Source organism: Nocardia niigatensis NBRC 100131, from assembly GCF_000308655.1.
GTDB classification, from domain to species: domain Bacteria; phylum Actinomycetota; class Actinomycetes; order Mycobacteriales; family Mycobacteriaceae; genus Nocardia; species Nocardia niigatensis.
This window is the reverse complement of the sequence record NZ_BAGC01000004.1, coordinates 17,840-27,856: the sequence shown is the minus strand read 5'-3', so window position 1 is coordinate 27,856 and position 10,017 is coordinate 17,840. Positions and strand designations below refer to the sequence as shown.

Below are 10,017 nucleotides of genomic sequence, written 5' to 3'. Positions count from 1 at the left end.
TCTCTTCCAATGGTGTTGTGGGGCAGTAGGAGCGGGCCGATGCCACCGAGTGCGGCTGCTCAGGACCCGGCGGTGGCGATCGTATGGGTGTCGCGCCGGCTGCGCAGATTCTCCGCGACCTCGGCTTCCCATGCCTCGTTGGCCTTGGTCGTGTCGACCTCGAATTCGAAGCGCTGCCGCGATTTCGGGTCGATGTCGGCGACGTCGACGTAGAACTGCTCATACCAGCGGCGCAGTTGGTAGACCGGGCCGTCCTCGTCGCACAGCAGCGGATTCTCGATCTTGGACTTGTGCTTCCAGATCTGGACGTCCTGCAGGAAACCGGCACCGATGCCCTCGACCATCTTCGCGGCCAACCGGTCGGCGACATCGTCGGGAATACCGTCGGGCTTCTGCAGGGTGATGCCGTACTGCAGCACGAACGAGTCCTGGTCGACCGGGTAGTGGCAGTTGATCAAGACGCTGTTGACCTCGAACCCGCCGTAGATGTTGCGCAGCGGGTTGATCATGTACGACGGCCCGAAATAGCTGGCTTCCGACTCGAGCAAGGTGTCACCGGAGTATTTGGAGGCCATCGGCGCGTCGGGGCGGCCCTTGGTCTTCAGATACTGCGTGGCGACGTGGCCCTCGAACACGGTCTTGAAAAACGTGGGGAAGGCGTAGTGGATGTAGAAGAAGTGCGCCATATCGACGATGTTGTCGATGATCTCGCGGCAGTTGGAGCCCTCGATCAGGAGCGAATTCCACGTCCACTGTGTCCATCTGTCGTTGTGAGCGTCGCAGTGGCTGCCATCGGCATCGGTGAACGGGCCTGCGATGTAAGGGATCGCGATGTCGTCCGGCGGCGGGTTGCCCTCGTGGTCGTGCCACACGAACAGCTGGCCGTTGCGCTCGAGGGTGGTCCAGGCACGGGTACGGGCCAGCGGCGGCACACGCCGCGCATAGGGGATGCCGGTGCACTTGCCTGCGCCGTTCCACCGCCAGTCGTGGAACGGGCAGGCGACGTCGTCGCCCTTGACCTCGCCCATGGCCAGGTCGCCGCCGAGGTGACGGCAATAGGCGTCGAGTACGCTGAGCTTTCCGCTGCTGTCGGCCCAGACGACGAGTTTGGTGCCGAACGCATTGACCGAGTGTGGGTTCCCGTCCCGGAAGGTGCTCGCCAAGCCCAGGCAGTGCCAGCCTCGGGCATACCGGGTGGGCGCAGCACCCACATCGATCTCGCGGATGTTCCGGCCCTGCCGCAGCGAGTTTGCCGCCACCCCAATCCTCCTCTGGAACACGTTATAGATTCGTGTCAGGATCGAGGAGATTCCGCCCCGTCTGCAATGGTCAAAAGTCCTCAAAATTTTGGATGATCGGCCCGATGCCTTCGGAGTGCCTTGTGCTCGATAGTTACTAGAACCAGTTCTAGTTGTGCGGCGGGTGGATGCGTTGCCCGCTGATCGAGTCGAGGGAGTATCCGCCGAGATGACCCAGCACATCATCGATCGTGTCGAGGCGTTGTTGCCGACGCTGTCCGAGCGCGCGCAGGAAACCGAGGACTTGCGCCGCATCCCGGACGCCTCCATCAAAGACCTGCAGGAGACCGGATTCTTCACGTTGCTGCAGCCGCGGCAGTGGGGCGGGCACGCCTGCGATCCGGTCGTGTTCTACGACACCGTGCGCAAGATCGCGTCTGCGTGCGGTTCCACGGGCTGGGTGGCGGGGATCCTCGGCATCCACAACTGGCACCTGGGGTTGTTCGATCAGCGTGCACAGGAAGAGGTGTGGGGCGAGGACGCCGGTGTGCGGGTGGCGTCCTCCTATGCGCCCATGGGTGCGGGTGTGGTGACCGAGGACGGCTCCGGATACCTCGTGAACGGTTCCTGGGCCTGGTCATCGGGCTGCGATCACGCCGACTGGGTGGTCGTCGGCGGGCCGGTGATCAAGGACGGCAAGCCGGTCGACTTCGGCTCGTTCCTGATCCCCCGCCGTGAATACCGCATCGAGGACGTGTGGAATGTCGTCGGTCTGCGCGGCACGGGATCGAACACGGTCGTGGTCGAGAACGTCTTCGTGCCCGCGCATCGTTTTCTCGGCTTCAAGGCCATGGGCGAGTTGAAATCACCTGGCCTGGAACGCAATACCGATCCGGTGTACAAGATGCCGTGGGGCACCATTCACCCCACGACCATCTCCACCCCCATTGTGGGCATGGCCTACGGCGCGTACGCCGCTCATGTGGAGCACCAGGGCAAGCGCGTGCGCGCCGCCTACGCGGGCGAGCAGGCAAAAGACGATCAGTTCGGTAAGGTGCGCATCGCCGAGGCCGCCAGCGACATCGACGCGGCGTGGCGGCAACTCTCGGGCAATGTGGCCGAGGAATACGCGTATCTGGTTGCGGGCCGCGAGATTCCGCTCGATCTGCGCCTTCGCGCCCGCCGCGACCAGGTGCGCGCCACCGGTCGCGCGATCACCTCGATCGACCGCCTGTTCGAGGCGTCAGGGGCGACCGCCCTCGCGAATGACACTGCACTGCAGCGATTCTGGCGCGACGCACACGCTGGGCGGGTGCACGCGGCCAACGACGCCGAGCGCGTCTACGTCATGTACGGCACCCACGCCTTCGGGCTCCCGCTCACCGAGGGGATGTACTAGCGATGACGAGGATGGCGGAGCCTGCCTCGCCTCCGGCTCCCGCACAGGCACCCACGGGTATTCGCGCCCTCGGCTATCTGCGTATCGAGGCCACCGATATGGCCGCCTGGCGCGATTTCGGGTTGCGTGTGCTCGGTATGCAGGAGACCGAAGGGCTCGACCCGGACGCCCTCTACCTGCGGATGGACGAGTTCCCGGCGCGACTGGTGATCGTGCCCGGCGACCGGGACCGGTTACAGGTGTGCGGCTGGGAACTCGCGGACGCAGTGGGCCTGCAACAGCTTCGCGACAGCCTGCGCCGAGCCGATGTGTCCTTCGCAGAGGCCACCGACGACGAGCTCGCCGACCGCCGGGTGGAGGCCATGATCCGGTTCCTGGACCCGTCGGGCAATGTGCTCGAGGCGTTCCACGGTGCCCAATACCTGGCCCGGCGCTTCGTCAGCCCTCATGGCCACCGCTTCGTCACCTCTGAGCAGGGGCTCGGGCATGTGGTGCTCAACTGCGCCGACGATGCGACCGGCGTGGCCTTCTATCGCGACGTGCTCGGATTCAGGCTGCGCGATTCCATGCGCCTGCCCGCGCAACTGGCCGGTCGCCCCGCCGACGCGGAGCCGGTGTGGCTGCGGTTCTTCGGCTGCAATCCACGCCATCATTCGCTGGCACTGTTGCCCACCCCGGCTCGCTCTGGTGTCGTGCACCTGATGGTCGAGGTCGAGAACACCGACGACGTCGGCCTGTGCATGGATCGCGCGCGGCGCAACAACGTCCCCCTATCGGCCACTCTCGGCCGCCACATCAACGACAAGATGCTGTCGTTCTACATGGCCTCGCCCGGTGGATTCGATATCGAGTTCGGTTGCGAGGGAATGGAAGTCGACGACCACTCGTGGATCGCGCGGGAATCAACCGCAGTCAGCCTGTGGGGGCACGACTTCACCGCCGGCTCGCGGCGGGGATGAGGCACGGGTCGATCAGGCGGCGAAATCTCGATGACTCGGTTTCTGAATACCGCGATGTCGAAATCATGCGTACAGGTGACTTTGGACCCTTCTGAACAGGTCTGTTGCTGGGCATCCTCCTGCTCGGAGCCGTGCGATTCCGCTGTCTCGAAAACCCGACGCGAGTGAGGTCTACAGGTGTTGCGTGCGTGCGAGACATGGTCACCGGAAGCGTTTCCGGGCATCGTGGTGCTCGCGAACGGGCAGGTTCCGGTCCTGGAAGGTGAGCGGGTGGCCGGTGCGGTCGGCCGGTTACTGATGCGCTTTCGGGTCGATCCGACAGCCCGGATTCGGATGACCGGCCCCAACTGCGACAGCGGACCGATTCTGGTCCAGGTGAATGCGCAGCCGGCGGGCACACCGATCCGGGTGCAAACCCTCACCTACGGTCGCGGTGATGCCTTGCCGGTGCTCGTGCGTCTGGAGCGCCAGCTATGGACGGTGCGCGAGGCGCGGTCGCCGCGGCCGTGGCCGGACCCGACCCGCCCGCCGCTGGACGCACCCGGTCCGGGAATTCTCATGTGCCGCAAGACCGTTGCGTTGCAGACCGCCGAACCGCTCACCGCGGCGGTGGTGATGGACGCCATGGATTACGACGTGCATCTGTTCACCGACGCCGATACCGGTGACGATGCGATCGTTTACCGCGCCCAGCCGTCCGGACTGCGGCTGGCCCGCCAGCATTGTGTCCATCCACCGCGCACCGCAGCCGTCGCGGCGGCCACGCCGGTACCGCTGATCACGTGTCCGCGTCCGGCGCCGGTGCTGACCGAGCACGAGGCGGCCGACCGCGTACGCGAGCACGGGCTGCCGTTCTTGTTCTACACCGACCTCGACACCGGGCGCGGACACCTGACGTACCGCCGCTACGACAGTGGCCTGGGCCTGATCACTCCTGCATTCGACGCCGGCGCGGTGCGGTCGTGACCGAGGCCAACCAGGTCGACGACGACTTCAGGTGTGACACCCTCGAACTCCGCGTGAGGAATCGCTGCGATTGCTCGCCAGCTTGGTCTAGGGGCGTGGCGTGTTCACCCAGCACGCGTTGCCCGCGATTCCTCCCCTGCGGCCCCAGGGACTTCTCTTCCCGACGCAGACTCCCTACTTCCGATCCGGGAGTACTTTCCTATGCCCCCTCGCTCCCCCAACGTCCCAGTGCAGGGCCATAATCGACGCGCTCCCCCACTACGAGGACAGGCACGAGTTGAGCTGATTAACGGATATCGATGATCTCGTGGAGTGCGGTGCGGGCGGCACTGAGAAGCGCCAATCGATCCGCAAGGTAGCGCTGGCCGATCTCTTCAATCGTTTACTGACGCACCTGCAGCGGCCGGTTGAAGCTTCCGACTTTCGGGGATCGGTCCCGGCGGTTTAGCGTTGATCACGCAAACGACAGTGAGTCCGGGCAATCTTGCGGGGAAGCAGGGATGCTGACATGAGCAAGCCGGCACAGAGATCGCGGGTGGGCACCCAGTTCGGGTGCTACCAGCTGGGGAAGTTGCTCGGCCGGGGCGGTATGGGTGAGGTGTACGAGGCATACGACACCACCAAGGACCGCACAGTGGCGCTGAAGCTGCTGCCCGAACACCTGGCCGCGGACGCCCGCTACCGCGAACGGTTCCGGCGCGAGTCCCGCACCGCCGCCCGCCTGCGGGAACCGCACATCATCCCGATCCACGACTACGGCGAGATCGACGGCTTGCTCTTCATCGACATGCGGCTCGTCGAAGGCGAAAATCTCGGCGGCCTGTTGAAGCGGCACGGCCCGATGGCACCGGCCCGCGCGGTCGCGATCATCGCCCAGGTCGCCGCGGCGTTGGACGCCGCCCACGCCGAGGGACTGATCCACCGCGACATCAAACCCGCCAACATCCTGGTCACCCAGGCCGACTTCGCCTACCTCGTCGACTTCGGCATCGCCCACTCCACCACCGGCACTGCTTTGACCGGCACCGGGACCGCGGTCGGCACCTACTCCTATATGGCCCCGGAACGGTTCAAGGAGGATGAGGTTACCTACCGCGCCGACATCTACTCGCTGGCTTGTGTGCTGCACGAGTGCCTGACTGCCACCCGTCCCTACCGTGCCGACAGTGTCCAGGTGCTGATCACCGCCCACCTGTTCGACCCGATCCCCCGACCCAGCGCCGTACATCCGGGCACTCCGACGGCGTTCGACGCCGTCATCGCGCGGGGCATGGCCAAGGATCCCGCTGATCGCTATCCGAGCGCGGGAGACCTCGCTCGCGCCGCGCACGAGGCCCTCACCGACACCGACCAGCACATCGCCTCCACCATCCTCGCCAGCGTAGCCACCCCGATGCAACCACCGGAACCGCCGCCCTCGGGTCCGTTACCGGGCCGGCCGTCGGCGCCGTCGCCGCGAGTGCCGAACCTCCTGCGGCGACGGTGGATCCCGGTCCTGGCCGTGGTGCTCACGGTGGCCGCCGCAGGCGGGGGGATCGTCTACTGGAAACTGTTCGAGAGTGTCGGCCACCCGACGACGGCCACAACCGTCACGGCCACCATCCCCGTCGGCAACGGGTCGATCCATGTGGCCGTGGACCCGGGCACGCACACCGTCTACACCGCCAACAGGGACGACAATTCGGTGTCGGTGATCGACCCGGCCGCCCACACGGTTGCCGCGACCATCTCGGTCGGTAAGTGGCCGCTCGGTGTGGCGGTGGACCCGGGCACCCACACCGTCTACACCGCCAACAGGGACGACAATTCGGTGTCGGTGATCGACCCGGCCGCCCACACGGTTGCCGCGACCATCTCGGTCGGTACGTGGCCGGAAGGGGTGGCGGTCGACCCGGGCACCCACACCGTCTACACCACCAACTATCAGGACGCTACGGTGTCGGTGATCGACGCGGCCGCCCACGCCGTCACCGCCACGATCCCGGTCGGCAAGTCGCCCATCGATGTGGCGGTCGACCCGGGCACCCACACCGTCTACACCACCAACTACGACGACGCTACAGTGTCGGTGATCGACCCGGCCGCCCACACGGTTGCCGCGGTCATCCCCGTCGGTAAGGGGCCGGATGGGCTGGCGGTCGACCCGCGCACGCACACCGTCTACATCACCAACAAGGGTGGCGATTCGGTGTCGGTGATCAACCCGGCCCACGCGGTTACCGCCACCATCCCGGTCGGCAAGGGGCCAGAGGGTGTGGCAGTCGACCCTGGCACGCACACCGTCTACACCGCCAACATGGACGGCGATTCGGTATCGGTGATCGACCCGGCCGCCCACGCCGTCACCGCCACCATCCCGGTCGGCAAGGGGCCGGTCGGTGTGGCAGTCGACCCGGGCACGCACACCGTCTACACCGCTATCTACGACCAAAATTCGGTATCGGTGATCGAGCCGCGGCGCTGACTCGGGTGCAGGTGCGCACAGACCAGCGACCTAACGACAGAACACAATCACGTTCGTGGTTTCGGGCAGCGCACACTCATCCGCCGAGCCTTCGGATGAAGGCAACTCGGTTGCGGCTCAATGGGATCTCATCCGAAACCATGGTTCCTGGACCACGGTCTGGTCGAGGCCGTCTACGCGCACCCGCAGCTGCGGGTGCTGTTTCCGTTCACAAGTGTCACGGTCCTGCACCTGAGCAGGTGCACCCGATACCCGTTTTCACTGGATGCCCCCTGCGTCGCCCCTGACGGCACCGGGTAGTACGAAGTCCGGCGCACACCCAATATGCCGGTGGGCCAAGAATAATCGGGGTCGGTGAGACTGCCGCAGAAGCGGTTGCGTTGATCGCCTCGCACCTGCCGGCGGGGTGTGGGTCTGCGATCGATGGGACCGCCGAGAACCTCCCATAGATCGGTTCCTGGAAACGTCCGCTATTGGCTCCCCTACTTATGTCGTTCAGGTTCGGCGCGGTGACTCCTTTGGCTCCCCAGGACCGTGGAGTTCTCACTTGAAGGCGGCGGGCGCCGTGGTGGATGAGGATATTGCGGCTGGATTCGGTTGGCACGGTGCGCCTTCCGGATCCGGTCGTCGATAAGGGGTGGGATAGGTCGTGGTTCGAGCTCGCCTGCACGATCGGACATCTTGTGACCGCTGAGCCGCGATCGAGGACGACGGCCGCGTGATCGGGGCGATTACGGACCTTATTGACATATGTCGACGGCGGCAGTGTCAATCATCTCGGGGTCGAGGTCGAGTCCTCCGAGCAGGTGCACGCCGAGATCGCGCGATTGTCGGCGGCGGGGTTGTTCACCGAGGAGCAGATCGCGACCACGTGTTGTTTCGCCACCCAGGACAAGGTGTGGGTGAGCGCGCCCGATGCCGAGCGATGGGAGGTGTCCACGGTGCTGGCCGACAGTGAAACCTTCGGCACCGCATCCGAACTCGCCGCCACCTCAGGCGAGGCGGAGGCGGTGGCCGTGTGCTGCGGCACCGCCGAGGAGGCCGCCGCCGAGGACGCGTGCTGCGGATCGGCCGCGAAGGAGGCGGCGGTCGCCTCGGGCGCCGGCTGCTGCGGCTGAGGCCACCGGGCCGGGCGCGACCGTGTCGGGTGGTCGCGCCTGCCGGGCTCTGTTGTGCGGTGTGGTTCTGCGTAGTGTCAGGCGGGCGAAGATCGCGGTCCGGTCGCGGTGTGGGTGAGTGCGGTCAGCGCGGGGATGCCGACGGGTTCCCCGGCGAGTGCGGGGATGACCGCGTAGCGGTCGGTGTGGGTGGTGACGCGGTGGATCCGGCCGAGTTCGGCGGTGGCGCGGCCTTCCAATGAGGTTCTGACCCTCAGGTTCCGGCGGGGCGTTCACTGCCGTGGGCGATAGACGAGCAGACTGGCTGGTTCGATGCGGATCTCGACCGGTCGGGCCGTTCGGCCGGACTCCCCGTCGAGCGACAGCGGCAGAGGGTGGTCGGTGGGGCCTGCGATGACGAGCTTGCGTGGTGCATTTCGCTGGTAGGCGGGGCACCAGCGTACAGTGCGGGTGAGCATGGCCAGGACCATCAGCGTGGCGGCGAATGGGGTTGTGGCGTCGATGATTCGGACGTCGAGATGGTTGTCGTCGAGGCGGGTCCGGTAGGCGGGGGCGAAGCCCGGTGGATAGTAGCGGCCGTTGCCGATGAAGATCATCCACACCAGACGTGGGTGACCGTCGATCAGCACCGGCTGTGGGTCACCGTGTCGAACGACGTGTATCAGACCGGCTGCCAGGGTCGGCCATTTGCCGAACAGGCGTTCCCAACGGGAGCGAAACGCGACCAGACCGGCGTAGAGGCCGATTCCGCAGGTATTGAGGAAGATTCGGTCGTCGATGCGCGCGACGTCCACCCTTACGGCATTGCCGCTGTGCAGGGCCGTCACGGCGTCGTCGAGGGTGTGTACGCCGAGTTCATGGGCGAAGTGGTTCAGGGTTCCGGCGGGAATCACCAGCAACGGGATACCGGTATCGGCAAGGTGACGGGCAGCGGTGTTCACGGTGCCGTCTCCGCCGGCGACCGCTACGACTGATGCACGCGCAGCGGCGTCTTTCAGCGCGGCATCGAGGTCGTCAGGGCCGACGACGCGGAGCTCGGCGTCGGGCAGTGTGGCACTGATGCGATGGCGCAGTTGCTGACCGGCGGTGCCTGCACCGGTGTTGACGACGACTACCACGCCATGCCCGGTGGTCGTGGCGGGAACTCGGGCCCGCGCGGGTGCTGCCGTGGCAGGGTGAAGTGGATGATTGGGCCACCACAAGCGTGTCAGCCATGCGGCCGCGATGCCGAGGCCGGCCCCGGCAAGGACATCGGATGGGTAGTGCACTCCGGCCACGACTCGTGACATCGCGACGGCGCTCGCAACGACTGCGACCGGAACCGCCAGCGATGTAGGCGCTTCGAAAGCCACCGCCGTCGCGAATGCCGCCGCTGACGCCGCGTGCCCGGAAGGGAATCCAGTGGTGACCGGTTGCCGCACCACGCGGCGGATAGGTGGAATACCCGCGCCGGCAGGCCGGGCACGGCGAAAAACCCGCTTGCCCAACAGATTCGCTATTGCGCTGGCGACCGGCACCGACAGTGCCCCACGTAGCGCGGCTCGGCGCGCACGGCGGTCGCCGGTCGCGCTCATGGCCCCGGCCGTGACGAACCACAACCGTCCGTAATCAGCTGCATGCCCGAGTGTCGGCAGGACACGGTCGAGTATCCAGGATCGCTGTGACGAAACATGATTCAGCAGCCACTGGTCGGTCATCGTGATCAGGTTTTCTCGCCGTGTCACCGGAATTCGTTCCTGGAGTTCGTGGTTGTGATTCGAGTGGCCGCCCGGCCCGGCTGTTTTCGGATACGAACGACGATAGGACCGCGATGACGGGAACTGGCAGGGGCTTGTGTCTTCGCTGACAGCATCCTTGGTCCCGGCTTCCGGCT

General features: G+C 66.1%; 9 protein-coding genes and 1 pseudogene. 7 read left to right on the top strand and 3 right to left on the bottom strand.

Annotated elements, in window-relative coordinates:
• Positions 1 to 59: 59 nt before the first annotated feature.
• The gene (locus tag ON33_RS02970; protein ID WP_245550272.1) at positions 60 to 1,259 is read right to left on the bottom strand and encodes a 3-ketosteroid-9-alpha-monooxygenase, oxygenase component; all 1,200 of its coding nucleotides are present in this window, start codon (positions 1,257 to 1,259) and stop codon (positions 60 to 62) included.
• A 208-nt stretch (positions 1,260 to 1,467) separates the two neighbouring features.
• On the opposite strand from ON33_RS02970, the gene hsaA reads away from it, so the two are divergent.
• The 7 genes and pseudogenes from hsaA to ON33_RS02935 form a co-directional block, all read left to right on the top strand.
• Positions 1,468 to 2,637 (top strand): 3-hydroxy-9,10-secoandrosta-1,3,5(10)-triene-9,17-dione monooxygenase oxygenase subunit, encoded by a 1,170-nt coding sequence (gene hsaA / locus ON33_RS02965; RefSeq protein WP_040854681.1) that lies wholly within the window; start codon positions 1,468 to 1,470, stop codon positions 2,635 to 2,637.
• Positions 2,638 to 2,639: 2 nt separating this feature from the next.
• Positions 2,640 to 3,596, top strand: coding sequence for an iron-dependent extradiol dioxygenase HsaC (gene hsaC, locus ON33_RS02960; protein WP_281033185.1), 957 nt, complete (start codon positions 2,640 to 2,642; stop codon positions 3,594 to 3,596).
• A gap of 177 nt (positions 3,597 to 3,773) precedes the next feature.
• Entirely contained in the window at positions 3,774 to 4,562 is a 789-nt protein-coding gene (locus ON33_RS02955) for a sigma 54 modulation/S30EA ribosomal C-terminal domain-containing protein (RefSeq protein ID WP_051151575.1), read from the top strand.
• Positions 4,563 to 5,070: 508 nt separating this feature from the next.
• Positions 5,071 to 7,026, top strand: coding sequence for a serine/threonine-protein kinase (locus ON33_RS43890; protein WP_040854674.1), 1,956 nt, complete (start codon positions 5,071 to 5,073; stop codon positions 7,024 to 7,026).
• Between the two features lie 120 nt (positions 7,027 to 7,146).
• On the top strand, positions 7,147 to 7,326 hold the full coding sequence (locus ON33_RS44335) for a DUF6193 family natural product biosynthesis protein (protein WP_051151573.1): 180 nt from the start codon (positions 7,147 to 7,149) through the stop codon (positions 7,324 to 7,326).
• 41 nt (positions 7,327 to 7,367) lie between these two features.
• The gene (locus tag ON33_RS44330) at positions 7,368 to 7,475 is read left to right on the top strand and encodes a DUF6193 family natural product biosynthesis protein (protein WP_373281012.1); all 108 of its coding nucleotides are present in this window, start codon (positions 7,368 to 7,370) and stop codon (positions 7,473 to 7,475) included.
• Between the two features lie 309 nt (positions 7,476 to 7,784).
• Positions 7,785 to 8,144: pseudogene (locus ON33_RS02935) on the top strand (ArsI/CadI family heavy metal resistance metalloenzyme); the annotation flags it as partial.
• A gap of 77 nt (positions 8,145 to 8,221) precedes the next feature.
• On the opposite strand, the gene ON33_RS40870 reads toward ON33_RS02935, so the two are convergent.
• Together ON33_RS40870 and ON33_RS02930 are read right to left on the bottom strand one after the other, a co-directional pair.
• Positions 8,222 to 8,383 carry a hypothetical protein gene (locus ON33_RS40870; RefSeq protein ID WP_157184381.1) on the bottom strand — a complete coding sequence of 54 codons (162 nt, stop codon included), beginning with the start codon at positions 8,381 to 8,383 and terminating at the stop codon, positions 8,222 to 8,224.
• 33 nt (positions 8,384 to 8,416) lie between these two features.
• The gene (locus ON33_RS02930; RefSeq protein ID WP_063710932.1) at positions 8,417 to 9,841 is read right to left on the bottom strand and encodes a bifunctional phosphatase PAP2/diacylglycerol kinase family protein; all 1,425 of its coding nucleotides are present in this window, start codon (positions 9,839 to 9,841) and stop codon (positions 8,417 to 8,419) included.
• Positions 9,842 to 10,017: the final 176 nt, after the last annotated feature.